This is a genomic window from Cyclobacterium xiamenense, from assembly GCF_009467825.1.
In the GTDB taxonomy this organism is placed as follows: domain Bacteria; phylum Bacteroidota; class Bacteroidia; order Cytophagales; family Cyclobacteriaceae; genus Cyclobacterium; species Cyclobacterium xiamenense.
Window position 1 is genome coordinate 16942 of the sequence record NZ_WIOK01000036.1, and the last position, 17648, is coordinate 34589.

9 protein-coding genes are annotated in these 17648 nt (G+C 48.3%); all 9 read right to left on the bottom strand.

Annotated elements, in window-relative coordinates; all coding sequences use genetic code 11:
• Window positions 1-2 precede the first annotated feature (2 nt).
• The 9 genes from GCU44_RS19950 to GCU44_RS19990 all read right to left on the bottom strand — a co-directional run bounded on the left by GCU44_RS19950 (window position 3) and on the right by GCU44_RS19990 (window position 17466).
• On the bottom strand, window positions 3-1694 hold the full coding sequence (locus GCU44_RS19950) for a sodium:solute symporter family protein (protein ID WP_154859019.1): 1692 nt from the start codon (window positions 1692-1694) through the stop codon (window positions 3-5).
• A 4-nt stretch (window positions 1695-1698) separates the two neighbouring features.
• Complete coding sequence (locus tag GCU44_RS19955) at window positions 1699-3522, bottom strand: FAD-dependent oxidoreductase (protein WP_154859021.1); 1824 nt, start codon at window positions 3520-3522, stop codon at window positions 1699-1701.
• An 11-nt stretch (window positions 3523-3533) separates the two neighbouring features.
• Entirely contained in the window at window positions 3534-4652 is a 1119-nt protein-coding gene (locus GCU44_RS19960) for a hypothetical protein (RefSeq protein WP_154859023.1), read from the bottom strand.
• Between the two features lie 26 nt (window positions 4653-4678).
• Window positions 4679-7225 carry a hypothetical protein gene (locus GCU44_RS19965; protein WP_194201675.1) on the bottom strand — a complete coding sequence of 849 codons (2547 nt, stop codon included), beginning with the start codon at window positions 7223-7225 and terminating at the stop codon, window positions 4679-4681.
• A gap of 30 nt (window positions 7226-7255) precedes the next feature.
• Window positions 7256-8065, bottom strand: coding sequence for a phytanoyl-CoA dioxygenase family protein (locus GCU44_RS19970; RefSeq protein ID WP_154859025.1), 810 nt, complete (start codon window positions 8063-8065; stop codon window positions 7256-7258).
• Between the two features lie 12 nt (window positions 8066-8077).
• Window positions 8078-10948 (bottom strand): hypothetical protein, encoded by a 2871-nt coding sequence (locus tag GCU44_RS19975; RefSeq protein ID WP_206670864.1) that lies wholly within the window; start codon window positions 10946-10948, stop codon window positions 8078-8080.
• Window positions 10949-10997: 49 nt separating this feature from the next.
• Window positions 10998-12545: an arylsulfatase gene (locus GCU44_RS19980; protein ID WP_154859029.1), complete on the bottom strand. Its 1548-nt coding sequence runs from the start codon at window positions 12543-12545 to the stop codon at window positions 10998-11000.
• 163 nt (window positions 12546-12708) lie between these two features.
• Complete coding sequence (locus GCU44_RS19985; RefSeq protein WP_154859031.1) at window positions 12709-14433, bottom strand: RagB/SusD family nutrient uptake outer membrane protein; 1725 nt, start codon at window positions 14431-14433, stop codon at window positions 12709-12711.
• Between the two features lie 12 nt (window positions 14434-14445).
• Window positions 14446-17466 carry a SusC/RagA family TonB-linked outer membrane protein gene (locus GCU44_RS19990; RefSeq protein WP_154859033.1) on the bottom strand — a complete coding sequence of 1007 codons (3021 nt, stop codon included), beginning with the start codon at window positions 17464-17466 and terminating at the stop codon, window positions 14446-14448.
• Window positions 17467-17648: the final 182 nt, after the last annotated feature.

Sequence of the window (17648 nt, forward strand, 5' to 3'; positions counted from 1 at the left end):
ACTCACTTCTTGACAACTAATTGATTTTTTGCTTCTCTTCTTTTTTTGGACAAGCGGATCAGGCCAACTCCTAACAGGACAATCAGAACCCCCAGAAAAAACAGGTAGAAACGAGCCGATCCAGCCAGCATTCCCAGGGAAACAAACAATAATCCCATACTCATAAATGCCCAGCCCAATACCTGTATCCCGTAGGTATTCTGCCGTTCACCCGAGGCAGCCGAAAGGGCCGCTTGTTCGGCTGTAAGCATCGATTCTTGCACCACCTCTGCTACCGGAAGCAAGCTGCTCCGACGCTGCCGTACGTACGTTTCCACGAGGCCAAGCAACAGAAGGGGTAGAAAAACACCTACCAACATTTCACTGCTGCGGTCCAGGGAAAATGAAAACAAACCCGGGGAAATAAATTTGAAATACACATTGATCAGCAGGCTGATCCCGGTAACGAACAAAATGTGCCTGCCCGCTAATTTTTTGGAAAACAAGCCCCATATCGCCGGGGCATACAAGGCGCCGCCCGTAATGGCGCCTATGCTCAGCACCACCTCCACAATACCTCCAGCCATGGGGACCATAAAAGCCACCCCAATCGTACCCAGGCCAAACAGCAGGGTAGCTACCCGCGCTACTTGCATCAAACGCCGATTGCCGGCAGCCGGGAACAAGGGCCGGTATACATCGTTCGTCAGGACGGCAGCAGCCAGGTTTAGCGAGGTGTTGACCGAACTGGCCGTGGCAAAAATCATCCCGCCCAGCATCAAACCCAACATCCCTGCAGGCAAAACGTTCATGCACATCATCAGGTAGGCTCCTTCCGTCTCCAAACCCGTCAGTCCGGGATTGATGACCCGGTAAATCATGGGCGGCAGCATCCAAATCAGCGGACTGATCAGGTAAAGGCCTCCAAATAGGAACCCTACCTTCTTCGCAGCAGCCTGGTCTTTGACTGCGGTGTACCGCTGCACATAGGCCCAGTTTCCACCGATAAAAATGGTATTGTAACCGATAAATGCGAGAATAAACCCGGGCGTGTAGGTATCGTTGAACAGGTGAAAGAATTTTTCCGGTGCCTCCTGAACGAACCTGCCCCAGCCCCCTACGGTCTCCAGGGACAAAGGCAAAACGATTAGCACCGCTGCCGTCAACACAACAAATTGCAATACGTCGGTGACCACCACCGCCCACAATCCCCCGACCGCGGTATATACCATGATTAAGCCCCCAAGCAGCAAGATGGAATAGTAGATATTAAACCCGGTGACCACGTTCAGAATCTTTGCTACCGGATACAAAAAAGCCCCGGTATACCCCAGGGATAGCACCAGAAATAGAAAGGTGTAGTAGCGCTGCGTATTTTTGCCAAACCGTTGGGTCAGGTAGGCTGCCACCGTTAGCGCATTCGTACGTTTCCAACGAGCTGCCAGAAACGTGCCGATCAAAAATCCGCTGATGCACATGGCCATCTGTATTGTGATGGCCACCCAGCCCCATTCGTAGGCGATGGAGCCCCAAACCACAAAAGTGCCGGCCGAGAAAAAGCTCATAAAGAGGGACAGCCCACTGATGGACCAGGGCACTGCCCCTCCTGCTGCAAAAAACGATTTCATGTCGGCGCCTTGCTTTCCAAAGGACAAACCGGCAATCAAAATAATCCCCGTAAATACACCTATTGTCAAAAAATCAAGTAGTTCCATTCAATTAGTTTTGGGGCAGAGTTGGTAAGTTGTAAATGGTGACTGGCGATTCGATGATGTCCATAAATTCGTTCAGGTGCATGGTGTATACTTCCCTGGGGCTGGCATTGTTTTTCCTGGCCACAAACGCTGCATAGCCCACGGCCTCTCCCATCATCCCACAGGTACGCATTACCCGGGTACTGCCGAAGGCCACGTGGGTGGTGCTGATATTCCTGCCGGCCATGTATAAGTTGTCGATGTTTCGTGAATACAGGCAGCGGTAGGGAATGGTGTAGGGCTGTACTTTGATGTGTTTGGTCGCAGCAAAGAATTCCTCACCCTTAAAATATTGGGAGTTTTTGGCATCGGGAAAGTGCAGGTCGATCGTCCAGGTAGCGGTCACGCTGCCATCGGGATACATGATGCCGTCCTGAATATCCATTTGGGTCAGAACATGGTCGCCCATCAATCGCCGGGACTCCCGCTTCCCTCCAATATAAGCCACCCAGGCCAATTCATGATGGCTGTATTTGTCGGCTTTCTCGTTTTTCAGGTAGGACCAGTTGCCGTAAATCGCCCGCAAATTATGGTCGCGGATCTGTTCGGCTTCGTAGATGGTATGGAAATTTCCAAAACCGGTCTCCCACTGCCAGTCGGCCTTGTGATCGTCTATGTGGTACTCGTCGGAAAACTGGATGGCCCAGGGCGTCTCGGGGAAATCAGAAGGCGCTTCCCGCTCCAGGGAAGCCCAGAGGTTGGAGGTACCCAAAGTGAAGTCATCCGGATTTTCCGGGGCCAGGGACTCGCCGGTTTGTTCGCGACTTTCCCGGCCCATGCGGTATTCGGCTCCCGCCAGAAAACCCAAAGTGCCATCTCCGGTGCAGTCCGAAAAGTAGACTCCTTCAAACCGGTATTCCTGATTGGTGGCGATATCCCGGCCAATTACTGCTTTGATCGTATTGTCCTCCATTTCCACCTCGTACACGTGTGTATTCAGGTGAAGGGAAATATTGGGTTCGGATCGCACGATCTGCAACTTGCGCTCGTCCCCATACCGGGCAGCATCCGGATTTCCGTTACCCGGATCGCCGTTGTCCAGTTCCCGAACAATCCTTCCGAGCTTGGGATAGTGATTTTGATCTACGCGGCCCATTAGGTGCACACGAATTTCCGAGCTGTTGTTACCTCCCAATACGGGACGGTTTTGAATCAGTGCCACTTTTAACCCCATGCGGGCACCGGATATGGCCGCGCAGGTGCCGGCCATGCCCCCACCTACCACTACCAGGTCAAACTTCCCCACGTTTTCCGGACCGTCAGTCAGGTTCAGTAATTCCTTGCGAAAAGTAAGCAGGGCCTCGTTGTCGTTGGTCGGGACGTCGTCTTTGTCGGTGGAAAAATAAATCGCATCAAAGCGTCCGTTGAACCCGGTAAGATCCTCCACTTCCAGGCTGTTTTCTCCGGCATCCATCTGAACGGTTCCCCCGTAATACCAGTCCCATTCGGCCATGCCACTTACCCCAAAGGTGGTCTGTAAAGGCGCTCCATTGATGGCGAGTGTAAATGCTCCCGGTCCCGTAGGAAACGGTGCCCAATCCTTGGTCCGTACCCAGACATGGTATTCGCCTCCACTGCTGAAATCAACCGTGGTATGGGCATTCTCCACCGGTCTTCCCATACCGTGGGCCATCAGGTAGGAGGAATACAGCACATCAAAGGACTGTTGGTCGATCACCCAGCCTCCGATGTTGTCAAATGATTCGGCCTCTACCAGTACCCGGTTTTGTGCCTGTGTGAAAAGCGCCAGCCCGACTAGCAGCGCAAGGGTTAAATATATTCGTTTCATGGTTTGGTTATTTACTGGTTTGTTTCGGTATACTTCTTCAATGCTTTCTTTGTCGCTGCAGCGGGATTGGATTGGCTAGCTAGTAAGCGGAGCAGCGGCTCCTCCCATTTCCCTTGCTGCAGGTAGGACAAGGCCAAATCCTGCTGTTCCTTGCTTAATGCGGCTTGCTTTTCCAGTACGGAAAGAATCGCTCGCTGCTGTGCGGGGTTACTTGCCTCCAGCTCCTGCAGCAACTGCGTCACCAATGGGGAACGCAGGGACAGTGTCCGAAGCCGATCCAGAATGTCCATTTGCATGCGGTAAGGGCTTTGTTGGTAGGTATCCCAGAGCCATTGTTGCCTGGCCTCACTGGCAAACAGGCTTTCTGGCAGGACGGCTAGCATGTGCCGGGCGAGGAAAATATTTTTACCCCGAAGCTGTGCCAGCAGGGCTGCTGCGAAGGGCTGCTCGTTTTCTTTCCCCTGCGCTTGTATGCGTTCCAACGCCCAGTATTGGTAGGGATAATGCTCGCTCTGTAAAAACCGCAGCAGGGTTTCATCGGTGTGGTTGGCTACCGTATGCGCCTTTGTTTCTTCGGTCAGGGGTCCATGCGCCAGGTGCCAGAGCGTGTAACAGGAATATACCGCCCCTGAGATAACTTCGCTCTGGATGGTTTTGGAGGTAGCCCCTGTGACGGCATCCACCCCATTATTGCTGCCGACCGTCTCCGTACTCACTACCAAATCCGTGATGGAATAGTCTCCCAGAATGGAGCGTTCGTTGGCCAGAATTGCCTGCAATTTTTCATAATCCTTCTCTTCGAAGGGAACATGGTCCAGCTTGGTCAATATTTCTCCCTCCGGCATCTCAAAACGATCAAAATTCCCCAACAGGTCCCAAAAAAGATTGATGTACACAGGATAACACTTATTGGTATGGCATACCGGTGTGAAAAGCTCGGCCATGTACTCCTGAGCCAACCCATCGGTGTCATCGATCACAAACAGCTCGTACCGGATCGAATCGGTCTCTACCTGCCCGATCAGGCGACGCGTGCCGTCACCCAAATCTGCAGGGAGAGGCAATACCGCTCCGAGGCAAATCAGCAGTACGATACCAAGGGGTATTATTTTCGAATAGGGGTCAATCATGGGTTTGTTTATCGGTTTCCTGTCATTTATTCGTAGCTAAGCTGGGCAGTCGCCTCGCAGTTTTTGTCCGCCACCAGCCGGATCCAGCGGGCTTCCAGTTCGTCCGGGAAGGTTTCCCGATAGGTCTCTCCGGGCGAAACCTGCACCTGCTTCCAATCCATCCAGGGGCCGTGGCCAATGGGTTCAAATTGAATGGTAAAGGTGACCGGTTCGGGGGAATTGTGGCTGAGTGCCAATTGTCGCCGGTCATAGAAAGCAAACAAATACGGGTCGGATGGAACCCCCGGTTTAACGGGGCTTTGGGCCCAGGGGCCACCCTTTCCGGTAGGTTTGCCCAGTTTCCATAAGTCGTCGATCACTCCGGCCCAAACGGCAAGTTCACCGTCCTCCGATACAATGATGTGATCGTTGGTTTCGGCTGCCTCCGGGTTCGCACCGGTAAGCAGCAGCATGCCCCTGTAGGAAGCGTAATCGTTGATGCGCAATGTATGGGAAGCGACGGGGCGGATCTTCGCAAATCCGTCGGCATTTTCGGCCGGCAACTCATAGAACGTACCATGGCAATTGAACAGGTCCCGTTCGGTAGCTACTTCGCGGGCAATGCGCAGCTTGCCTTCCAGCGAGGGTCCCGTAAACGCTTCGTCTCCTTTCGGTAGCCGCCACCTTCTGCCCCGGTCGTCGGTTATCAGCACGGATGCTGCAACCACCTCGAATACATTTTCGGGAATGGCAAAGCCCTTGTTGATAAAGGCCTCGGTTTCGGGATCGTCTACCCGGACCAATTGGAGTTTCTCGTCCATTTCATAATAGCCGGCATTTTCAGTGCTTTCGCCCTGATAACGCCTGGCAGCAATGCCCAGTTTTCGTCGGTTGTCGCCCAGTCCGTACAACAGTCCACCCGTAAATTCATCTTCCTCAATGGAACGAATCCCTTGAAAAATATTCTCTTGATAGGCCGATCGGGTTTCCGGATTGGAAAAAGAAACATGCACAGTGGCCCGGGTTGCTACATCGCTTTGGACCCGGATCCATTCCCCTTTCGTATCCTGATCGAAGGAAAGCCAGCTACTTTCAGCTCCGTCCAGGGAAACTAGTTCCAGTTCTTCCCATTCTCCCTTACCTGACCTATCAATTTCAAGGGTGAAAGTTACTGCCTTGTCACCCTGGTTTTGCAGCCATACATTCTTCTCCTGCCAGCCCGAAAACAACATGGGTTCGGAGGGTTCATTGGCACCTACCTGCTCCTCGAGCCAGAGGGCACCGTTGGCGGTGGCCGGTCCCAATTTATCCGGCATATCCATATCGGTAAACCAGAGATTGGAGTTGGATTGACCGGGGCCTTCGATGTTTCCTTTTGCACTACGCTTGTTGAGAAACTCGCGCTGAGCGGAATCATCGCAGCCGAAAACCAATCCGTCCTGCCAGCGTGTAAAATCGCCGATGACCTTCAAGTAGGCCGATCGGGGCCGGATACCGGCAGTCTGGCCCTTCTGGAAGGTCTCCGGAAATTTCCAAAACATGCCGTGCATGGTCATCAGGTAATCCGGTGCTTCCTCCGTGCCCACATCCCGGATGCGGGGCCATTCGGTATTCCAGCCATGGGCACCGTCGTAACTGTGGCTGGCTTTGGGAAGTCGAAAAAACTCCCAACCTTCATCTGCGTCCCGTACCCCAAGGATTACCGATTTGTGATCCCATCCGGTGGCCCAAATCGGGTCGGTATCCGGATTTGGGTTACCATAAATTCCCCCCGGGCCTGTCACTTCCACAAATTGATTTCTTCTGACCAAGTGCCAATCAATACCGTCCCATTCGTACAGGGCTCCAGCTTCTATAGAAAAATCCTTAAGGGCTTCCTGACCGGTCTCTCCGTTGTTTGAGTAGACCATTACCCCCTGTCCGGAATAAAGCCCTTTTCCATGGGCTCCCAGCAGCAATTCCGCTTCCTGCGCCATTTCCCCTTCTTTGCGGGTTACATTCCCGTCTACGTGTAAGGTCTTGGTTTCCAGGCTGTGCACATCCACTTCGTAAAAACCCTCCTCCATGGTACCGTAATAGATCATATTGGCCGGGTCCGTCAGATGCCTTGCATTTCCGGTATGGCGGCCCGGCATGGTTTCATACGAGATGGCTCGCACATTACCGGTTTTGTCAATGGCATAGGGGCCAATAAACAGTTGCTCGCTTTCCTTGTGTATCATCCGGTTGGCCGGGGTTCCGCCTATGCTTTCTTCCCGGGTGGTAAAACTCAGATCCGGATTGATCGCATAGAGTTTATCCGATGAGCCGAAAGGGAAATGGGGACCATAGGTCACCACCCAAAGCTTATCCGCCCAGGGCACTACGGCACCGGTGCCACATTCGCCTTCCTCGTTGTAATAGGCCAGGTGGGGATAGATGCCACTTATGGAGGGGTGGTAGTTGGAAACCAACGAAGCATTGCTTCCGGAATCACAACCAAACCCGAAAACGAGAAAGACAATGCCCCCTATAAAAACATCCTTTATAGCGATCGACCCTAACACGACTTGATTGATCTTAAACATAAGGTGAATAACAAATAATTTATTCATTTACACAAGTGTAATCGTCCCATGCTTTCGTCATCGTAACGAAACATCACTTTTTTTCTTGTTAAATGAGGTCTTTTCAAATCCTTTTTCCGAAGCGTTTAATATCGATCCAGCCGGAACCGTTTTAATCTCATTAAAACAAGAAGATGGTTCGTTGAGGGGTACATTGTTTAGCGTGTTATAACAGGAGATAATGGACCATCTTGGATTCTCCGATGTATTTGGATTGGAAGCATGAAGGAGATTGCTGTGAAAGAACAAGGCATCCCCCGGTTTCAATTCACAATATTCCCGATCTACCCGTTTTTCGTATCGGTTGACTCTGTCCAGGGCAGCACCTACTTGCTCCCCGACTTTCCCATGCTCAATCCTGCCCATTTTATGGGATTTTGGAAGTACCATCAGGCAGCCGTTCTCTTTAGTTGCCGGCGTTAGCGCGAACATGACACTAAGCATTTCATCCGGATATAAAAAGCCGTTTTTGTACCAGTAACCGTAATCCTGGTGCCATTCCCAGGCGCCACCAACTTTTGGTACTTTCTGCATCACCTTGGAATGGAAGTGGGCAACTGGTCCTCCGATCAATTGCCGAATAATGGCGACCAATTTCTCATCTCTCGAGAGCATACCAAAAGGGTCGTTTCCAGGATCGTTCCACAAGGCCAATCTGGATTCATTTCCATTGGCATCCAACACCGCATACGAGTGCTTGGTCAGCCCCGTACTTTGGGTAGAGGCCTTGCGTAGAAAACGAACTTCATCTGAGGAGAGAAACTGTTCGACAATCAGAAAACCATCCTCCTTGTATGCATGCAATTGTTCTGGGGATAAAACGTCCATAAGTTTATCGGTTTAGTATATTTTCACTAATTCTGTTTCGTGATTATTACCTTCGTGGTCCGTCGCTTTCCACTTCCATCGAACCGGTAATGTAGCATCCCTCACGCGAATACTGAATTCAAAGGGATACATCCGATCCGTTTCTTCCACCCAATCTCCGTCTCCAACTTGGTAATGTAGCTGGACATGGTTTACTTCATTTTCGAGGGAAGAACTGTAAAGAAAGATATCTTTGAATTCATCATTTGCCTTCAGACTCATCCCGGTGATTGTACCCAGTGCAGCTTGCCCGAACGCATTTCTGTAATAACCCGGAATGGAAGAAACGGTGGCAGCGGTAGTTACTGGAGGGAACGAGGGTTTCTGATTCAGGCCAGAAATCTTGATAACCGTCAGGCCGTGCGGAGCTAGTTGAATGGGTAGCATCCCCTCTGAAAACAGGTTTTTGGCTTGATAATCAGGCTCGTTTACTATTTCATAGCGGTAGTCTATATGATGATCCCATTTGAATACCTCCTGACTGAGGTATAAGGTATCTGAGATCAATCTGGATGTTGTGTTCATCAAAACGATGTAAGTATTCGATCCATCCCTGCCTAATACGTAATTGAACCCGATATCCTTTGTCTTGAACGGGTTCTTGGGCAACCAGAGATTCACGTTCTCGTGTCCATAAATCGTTCCCGGGGCATGCCCGTAAACCTTATTCGATAAAAAAGCATATCCTGGAGAAAAAAGACCGGGAAAGTCAACGTTCCCGTCGGATCTGAAATAGGCATCGCTAACGAGGAAATCTTGAATTAGCGCTATATGGGGCCAAATGTGGTTGTAGAATACCGCATTGTAGTTGATTTCCAGGTATGGGTGCAACGGATAGTTTGTCTGTTGGTATACATTGGTGTAAAGCGAGGTGAAATAGTAACCCGGAAAGTTCGCATACCGGCCCAATATACCATTGTAGGCTATCTTTTGTAGGATCTCATCCTCTTTTAAATAAGCTATTCTCAACAAGGCACCAGCTTGATGAAACAGCATAATGGGCCCATACACATAGGTTCCTGGTTGCTCTGGCAATAATCCTACCAGCGAAGTATGCCAAGCCGGGACGACTTGCTCCTGAATTTGCGTAGTCATGTCAAATTCCTGCCATTCGTAGCTATCGGACTTAAACCTCCTCCCGGGAAATACTCCATCCACTTTACCTCCTTCGTTTACGGTGATGGTTTCTTTTGGAGCGAATGGAGTGGACCTTGTCCAAAGCGAAAGCTGTTTCGCTCCTTCATAGGCAGCACCCAGGTATTTTTCATCCTTAGTTAATTCGTATAACTCCAGTAATTCCTGCCAGGTAGTCGAATAGTCGTTGACGAACGTAGCTTGTGAATCCCTGAGTCCCGCATTTGTGGAAAAATCGGTGGGATACTGATAAAACGTTCGGTCCAAATAGGTATCTGCCAAGCGGATCGCAGTATCCAAATATTCCTGGCGTTGGTCTACCTGATACCTTGCCAGGTAATCTTTCCAACTTGCGCCACTTACTTCTGTCTGAAGATTCAACTGCCGGCTTTTCCCAAATAGCCGCTCCATTTCTTTTGGCAGAGCCGAGTTGGATCTCCCAAGTAGCTGGTGGATGCTGGCCATTTCCCAGAGTTCCATCGCCGGGCCGTTGAGTAAATGGGAAGGGTTTTGGTTTTGCTTTTCTGGAAAGGCATTGATTGCATACAGGTATTTTTCTCTTGACATCAGGTATTCCAACATTGGTAATGCCCTCCGATCATAGATTTGCCGGTTATCGGTGGTTAAGGCGATACTTAGGGGGTGTAAAGCAGAGACATTTTTTACCGTGTTGGGCACATCAAACTTGTAGTCGTACCCTTTGTACTCCGACACCCAACCCGAGTAATAATCATCCATGGCAAAGTCAATCATGTTGTGAAACGTATCATTAAGTGATACCATGGCATTTTGCCGTTCAAGCGGGTAGTCCATTACGTTTTTGTAGAGATAATCTACTCCCTCTATCCAGGTTCCGCCATTTAAAAAGTACTGAACCGAAAAGCGATGTGTCTCGCCCTTTTTCAAAAAAGACTCCTGCCCCCCATATAGCGGAGCCATTACCATGGGTTTGGCCGCTCCAGTATTCGTTCGTAACATCAAACCGAACCTGGAGTTAGTTGCCGTTGCGAATCGGTAGGGAATCTCAACCGATGGTATGGAAAGCCCCTCGGTGATCCCTTCTTTTGCCGTAAACACAGAGGGGGTAGTTGCATACGACTCAGGCGTGACAACGGCCTGATCGGGGAACCGCTTCCATGACCAAATCAAGGGCTGGTACAAAAAATCTACTGTTTCCGGATCGCTCTCGGCCAGCCCCGTAAAGGCTACGGCGAAATACCCATCTGCCTTAGAAACGATATTCCAGGAAATAATCGGTTCGCTTTCACCTTCAGGCAAGGATACGGCGGCAGAAAATGAAAAAAATTCATTCTCTTCGTATTTCCATCGAATGGCATTTCCCTCCTCTACTATTTCTATGGCTGACACGTCGACTTGCTTTGTTTGATTCCAAATATCAGCCTCCATCGCCTCTCCCCAATTTGCCACGGGAGACCCACCCGTAGCTCGCTTCCCGAATCCAAATACAGGATCGTCAGTGGAATAGAAAATTGTGAATCTGCCTAGAACCGTCCGGGAAACCACTTGATCGCCTTTCCTTTGAACAAGCAACTGTCCAGGGTTTTCGACGTCTCCACGCATTAAGATGGCGTAGGATTGATTCTCAGCCCTAAAAACCGTTTTCTCTATTTTCCAGCTTTTACCGTGAAAAGAAAGACCTTGTGTTGAAATTGAAAGTAGAAAGACAAATGTATATACTAAATAATGCATAGTTTAGAAAGAATTGGATATTGTCATATTTGGTGAGTAACGAATCATACTAGCGGGTATTTGGTATTGGCCAGCTTTCCACTCCTGATTCGTATGCCCACTGATTCCACCTATTTTTCAGGCTATCTTTCACGATCGAAGGCGATTCTTTTGTTTCATATGGATCTCTCGTTAGGTTATACAACTCCCAGTCTTTTTCATACATCTGAACGAGTTTAAATCCATTATTCCAAACGGCTTTATTGCCCTGATGCTCCCAAAAAAGAACCTGATGGTGGTTTTCCTTGGTACCCGATATCAAACCCAAAAAACTCTTGCCGTCAAAATCCCCCTTTTCCAACGAAATACCCGCTATATCCAACATAGTAGGCATAATATCAATGATATGGATTGGTTCCTTGATTACTTTTCCATTTGATTTGGGGTCGCTTGGCCAGGAAAATAGCAAAGGGGTCCGAATTCCACCCTCGTAGGTTTCGCTTTTATACGATCTGAAGGGTGTATTGCTGACGTTTGCCCAATGCATTCCGTAAGACACGAATGAATCGGCGCATCCTATCGGCGCATCCGCAGACCTATTTACCTCTTCCCTACTCGCACCATTATCGGACAGGAAGACGATTACCGTATTCTCATATACGCCTAAATTTTTTAACTGAGCGATTAGGCTTCCGATATTTCGATCCAACCGATCCACCTGCGCCGCATATACTTGCATTTTTTTAGTCTCTTCTGCTTTGTTTTCCACCGTTTCCCACGACGGAAACTCGGGCAAACTTATTTCAATATCATCCGACACGATACCCAGTTTTTTTTGCTTTTCAAACCGCCTGGATCGTATGAATTCATATCCCTGATCATAGACGCCGTTGTATTTTTTAATGTCCTCAGGTAGCGCCTGTAGGGGAAAATGGGGGGCAATATAGGCCAGGTAGGCAAAAAACGGTTTTTGATCCAACACCGCCTCTTCAATAAAGCTATTGGCTTCCGATGTAAAATTATTCGTTGAGTAAAATGATACGGAGTCAGGGAAAACCTGTTTCTGATTTCTGTAAATGGGTCGCTCTAAATATTTTGAGGGGTAAAAATACAAGCCTCCGCCGGCAGGTATTCCGTAAAATCGGTCAAAACCCCTTTTATCGGGCCAGTGGATTCTTTCATTTCCTACGTGCCATTTTCCGGTCATTATTGTTCTATAGTCTTGATCGCGAAAGGCTTCGGCTATAGTAGTAACATTTTCAGCGAGAAAGCCTTGGTAAGAAGGCAATCCCAGATCGCTGTCCATGTGACCGATCCCGGCTTTATGTGAATACAAACCAGTCAACAGGCTTGCCCTGGAGGGGCAGCACCTGGAAGCATTGTAACAAGCGGTAAACAAGACCCCATTTCTGGCCAGTTTATCCAGATTAGGCGTAAGGATTTCGGAACCGGTAATTCCCAGATCGGAATACCCCATGTCGTCCGCTAGAACGATGATTACATTCGGTGGATTCTTGACTTCTTCCCTATTCACACAGGAAAATAAAACCAAAAATACCAGAAAGTCAGCGAAATTTCGCCTGCTTCGTTTCCATATTCTATAGACGTTTTTCCGCATAAACTAAACCATTAGAATTTACTGGAGGTACATCCAAGCAGCGCATTGACGGTGATAATACGCATCATAACCTTACCGTTGCAGCGAGGAAAACAAAAGGTTATGATGCGTATGCTTAAATCAGGAAGCTTACTTGTGCCGTTTAAAGAATCAGTGGGAAGACTTAATACCCCCCGGGATTTTGGGTAATGCTAGCACCATTGGCCCTATAGGTATCGATTTCGGCCTGTGGAATGGGTAGCAAGTAATCTCTAGGATTGGCGAATACCCGAATCGCATTGGGAAAACGAGCATCCGTATTGAGATCGTATTGAGATTCGATTCCCGCGTAGGATACAAAACCATCTTCATCGATATCCGGTACATGTTCGGCGTTAGCTTCATCCAAAATTCTTCCATACAAAACCACCGGCATCACCTTGTCGGCAATATTCCAGCGGCGAATATCAAACAGCCGGAATCCTTCGTTGGCAAATTCCACTTTTCGCTCCCTTTTGATCAAGCTTCGGAGAAATGACTGGTCCATGGACGTAACGGCTGGATAGCTGTCTGTCGCTTCCACTGGAACTCCGTATGCTCTTGCCCGTACCCGATTCAACGCCTCGTGTACCGAGGCATCGATTTCATTGAGTTCTATCTTGGATTCGGCATAGTTTAACAAGACCTCTGCGTACCGCATTAATGTGAAGTCTGTATCGCTCCAAAATCGATTTTGAAGTTGGGATTCAACGTTGGTATATTTTTTCCACAAATACCCGCAAAAAGCAGCTGGCCAGATCACGGTCCTGGAATCGTTGTTCCTACCCCTGATCGTTCCATCCACATTTCGTACCTCCAGGCTATCGGGGTGGCTTTCGAAAATGATTCCTCCCCATTCACTCTGCGGTGTAATGATCGAGGCTTTCAACCTCGGATCACGGTTTTCAAACGGGCTTTTTGGGTCGTATACTGCGGATTCATCTATTGGTAACCCATCGGTAGCTTCGTAACTATCGATCATGGATTGGGTCGGTACGACCACGCTATATGCTCCAAAATTCCTGGAACCTTGGGCGACTGAAAAGTTTGGGAGGGTTCCAAAACCATCTCTGAACGGCATTGCCAAAATTGCTTCTGCGGAACCCTCTCCCTGGGGTGTGAACAACTCTTCATAGTTCGGGTGGAGGTTTAGGTTTCCGCCATTAATTACTGCTTGGGCCGAGGTAGCAGCCTCTCCATACCTCCCAGCATACAGTGCAATCCTTGAGTGCAACGTAAGCGCAACATCCCTGAATACCCGATTACTTTCCTCCACGTTTGCTGGTAAATTCTGGGCGGCCTCTTGAAGATCGGCCATCAGATTGTCAATTATCTGCTCTTTGTCTACCCGCGGCAAAAGTGCATCCAGGGGATTTGCTATCACTGTTTCTGTGTAGGGCACATCACCAAATAGAAATACCAGGTAATGGTAAAAATAGGCTCGCAACACCATTGCCTCATACTTTATTTGGTTTAACCGCTCAGCGGATACTACCTCGGCGGCCCGATCCAAATTGTTAATCAGGTTATTGGCTCGGCCGATACCCCGGTACATATGGGTGTAAATATTTAAAAAACCTCCACTATTTGCACTGTGAGAACCGGCTCCCAATTCGTCAAAGCTGCTAAAACCTCCCCTAACAAGCCCAATATCTGTGGCTCCGTTGTCCATATTTACCTGTACCGGCAGGTTGTATCCTCCCAGCCAAATCAATGAGTTATAAACTCCTGTGAGTGCCAGGTCTAATTCCTCCTCGTTGGAAAAAAAGGTGGCATCCGTTGGTTCTGTAAGCGATTCCAAATCCAACAAGTCGGAATCACATGCTGAAATCATAAACAATGCTACTATAAAATAGATGAATTTTTTCATGGTGTTTTCTGGTTAAAAGGTTAGACTGGCTCCGAAAGTATAGGCTCTGGCAATTGGGAAAAATGCCCCGGAACTACCGTTTGGAGTTAGTGGGTTGGTTCCTTTAGGAAGCCTGTTAAAATTGGCCAGATTTTGGATCGAAGTGTAAACCCGTAAACTCCTTGCTTTTAATCTATCCTTGAAGGTGGGGAAGTTATACCCCAAACTTAAATTTCGAATGGCAAGGTAGGATGCATCAAATACCCACACATCGGAAGCTCTCGCATCATTGCTACCAGAGCTTGTAGGCGCAAGTACCGGAATCCTGGCATTTGGCCTCTCAGGAGTCCAGGATTCTTCCACATGCCATTCTTGCACCTTCCCCGCATTCCACAAGGGCATGATCGCATCACCTTGCAATAACAAATCCCTTTTTCCTACTCCTTGAAACATCAGCGCAAAATCAAAACCTTTGTAATCCGCCGTCAGGTTTAACGCATAACTGTACCTGGGAAAAGGATCCCCGATGATTACCCTGTCATCGGGGTTAATGACCTCGTCCGGGGAATCATTTATCCCGTCCCCATTCGTATCCAAGGTAGGTTGATCCACGTATCTGATGTTGCCTGGAATAAGGGCTCCGAATTGATTGGGAGCATTGTCGATTTCTTCCTGATTCTGAAAATACCCCATGGATTGGTACCCGAATATCGAACCAATAGGGCTTCCTGTGGTGGTAATCGAGTTTCCACTGATTATCTGTCCCAGGCCACCCAGACTAGTCACCTCATTTTTCACGTCGGAAAAGTTGAAGTTCGCACTGTAATTAAATTGCCCAATTGCATCCCTCCAATTGATATTGAAATCAATCCCTCTATTTTCAACAGATCCTACGTTTTGAAGAGGAGCACTCAAGCCCACTACTCTGGGTACAGGCAATGCCAATAAAATATCGTTGGTCGTCCGGACATAATATTCAACCGTAAAGGTCAACTGGTTATTGATCAGGCCCGCATCCAATCCGATATTTGCTGTTTCCGCTGACTCCCATCGAATTCCGCGGTTGGCCAATACATTTTGTGCAGCACCTGTTGCGACGTTGTCACCGAAAATAAAATTCGATGCCCCCAGAAGAATGTTGGAGGTATACGGGAAATCACTACCAATTTGCTGATTCCCCAGCCTGCCCCAGGAAGCCCTTAACTTGAACTCTGTAAAGAAATCTAAGGGACTGAAAAATGCTTCTTCCGTCAAACGCCAGCCTGCAGAAAATGACGGGAATATGGATACCCGGTTTTCCGGTGCAAATCTTGAGGATGCATCCCTTCGTACGTTTGCCTCAAAAAGGTACTTGTCCAGGTAGGAGTAGTTAAATCGGGAGAAATAGGAAACCAAACTGGAATGCGTAGCTCTTCCACTGTTTCTCATGTTGGTCTCTGCGCCCGCATTCAACTGTTCAAACCGATCAATGATAAAATCCGTTCTCGAAGCACCAAATTGCGTCCAATTGGTCTTAATCATTTCGTAACCGCCGAGTATCGTAAATTGGTGGTCCGCGACGGCTTTGCTATAGGTGATTAGACCGATGAGGTTGTCCTCGAATATTCTGGTATTGGTATTGCTCAGGGAATTTCTATCGGGCACATTACGCGTTGACTTTGAGTCCCAATCCAGAATCGTTGTGTACATCTTATTAAAGTTGCGGTCAAAAAGATCTCGGTATTCCGGAGAATACGTTAGACTTACATTTAGGCCTTTCACCGGGGAATAATTTACCCGCATCAACCCACGGAAGTAATTATTCTCATTGCGATTGAGTCCCCCATCTGTGGCGTGAGCAATGGGGTTTTGACCACTCCAACCATCTCCCCAGGATCCATCGGTATGGATGGCAATTTGTGTGGGGTCAATTCTAAAGGCGTCCAGGAAAACGCGATCCAAACCCGAATTGGGCTGGGTAGTCAACTCTTGACTAAAATTCAAATCAAACGTCAGATCGAATTTATCGTTGATCTTGATATCGGAATTGAATCGGCCGTTGTACCGCTTGAAATTGTAATTCTTTACATTGGCCCCCTGATCCGTATAGGAGATGGATCCCATTAGCTGAACGTTTTCCGTTCCACCATTTACAGTGAGGTTATGGTATTGCTGGAATCCATTTTCTGAAAACAACAAATCCATCCAATCAGTGTCCGGATAAATGTCGGGGTTTGTCGCCATGTTCTGCTCGTAATTGGCAATCGCGGCTTCGTCCGTATTAGTCACTCTTAAAAAGTCAATCGCACCCAAATATGACGGTAGCGTTTGAGGCTCCTGCCAACCGGCATAGGTATTGTAGGAAACCGTCATCGCTCCCGCTTTCCCCCGCTTCGTGGTCACAAGTATGACTCCGTTGGATCCCCTGGAACCGTAAATTGCAGAAGCCGCAGCATCCTTCAATACCGAAATACTCTCGATATCCGAAGGATCAATGTTATTGATATCTCCTTGAATACCATCTACAAGTACCAAAGGATCATTGGAGGCGCCTAGAGATCCAGTCCCCCGTACCCGTAAGGTGGCACCATCCGCTCCCGGACGGCTGCTGGACTGGATAGCTGTCAATCCCGGTGTCATTCCGACAAGGGCCTGAGAAGCCTGGAATACCGGTTGGCGGGAAATGGAGGCCCCATCTATGGATTCAACCGATCCGGTTAGATTGATTCTCCGCTGATCTCCGTATCCAACTACTACCACCTCACTGAGATCACTCATGTCCGCTTGCAAACTAACGTCGATGGCACGTTGGTTCCCAACAGTAATCTCTTGTTTGAAATACCCCAGAAAGGAATACACCAACACCGAATTACTGCCCGGCACCTCGATTTGATACCTTCCATCCAAATCCGTCACCGTACCTGAAGTCGAATTCTTTATCAAAATGCAGACCCCAGGCAATGCAGACCCATTTTCGTCGAAGACAGTACCGCTGACCGTGATCGATTGGGCCAGAGAACTGGTCGCGACGACCATTAGGACCAATACAAATAAACTTGGTAAATTTTTTTTCATTGTTACGGTTATTTTGGCGAAACATTGTTACTCTTTCTGCATACACAGAATATCTATCAATACTATATATAAAAAACGTAATAAAAAAGGTATTATTCATAAAAATAAGGAACTTTATTCCGTAATCGTTACCGATAACGTTTTCATTTTAAAATTCAATAACGAATCAATATTATTTTTAA

Bases quoted from the DNA above. Each gene is read 5' to 3' on its own strand.
- GCU44_RS19950 (WP_154859019.1), bottom strand. From the start codon at position 1,694: ATGGAACTACTTGATTTTTTGACAATAGGTGTATTTACGGGGATTATT.
- GCU44_RS19955 (WP_154859021.1), bottom strand. From the start codon at position 3,522: ATGAAACGAATATATTTAACCCTTGCGCTGCTAGTCGGGCTGGCGCTT.
- GCU44_RS19960 (WP_154859023.1), bottom strand. From the start codon at position 4,652: ATGATTGACCCCTATTCGAAAATAATACCCCTTGGTATCGTACTGCTG.
- GCU44_RS19965 (WP_194201675.1), bottom strand. From the start codon at position 7,225: ATGAATAAATTATTTGTTATTCACCTTATGTTTAAGATCAATCAAGTC.
- GCU44_RS19970 (WP_154859025.1), bottom strand. From the start codon at position 8,065: ATGGACGTTTTATCCCCAGAACAATTGCATGCATACAAGGAGGATGGT.
- GCU44_RS19975 (WP_206670864.1), bottom strand. From the start codon at position 10,948: ATGCATTATTTAGTATATACATTTGTCTTTCTACTTTCAATTTCAACA.
- GCU44_RS19980 (WP_154859029.1), bottom strand. From the start codon at position 12,545: ATGCGGAAAAACGTCTATAGAATATGGAAACGAAGCAGGCGAAATTTC.
- GCU44_RS19985 (WP_154859031.1), bottom strand. From the start codon at position 14,433: ATGAAAAAATTCATCTATTTTATAGTAGCATTGTTTATGATTTCAGCA.
- GCU44_RS19990 (WP_154859033.1), bottom strand. From the start codon at position 17,466: ATGAAAAAAAATTTACCAAGTTTATTTGTATTGGTCCTAATGGTCGTC.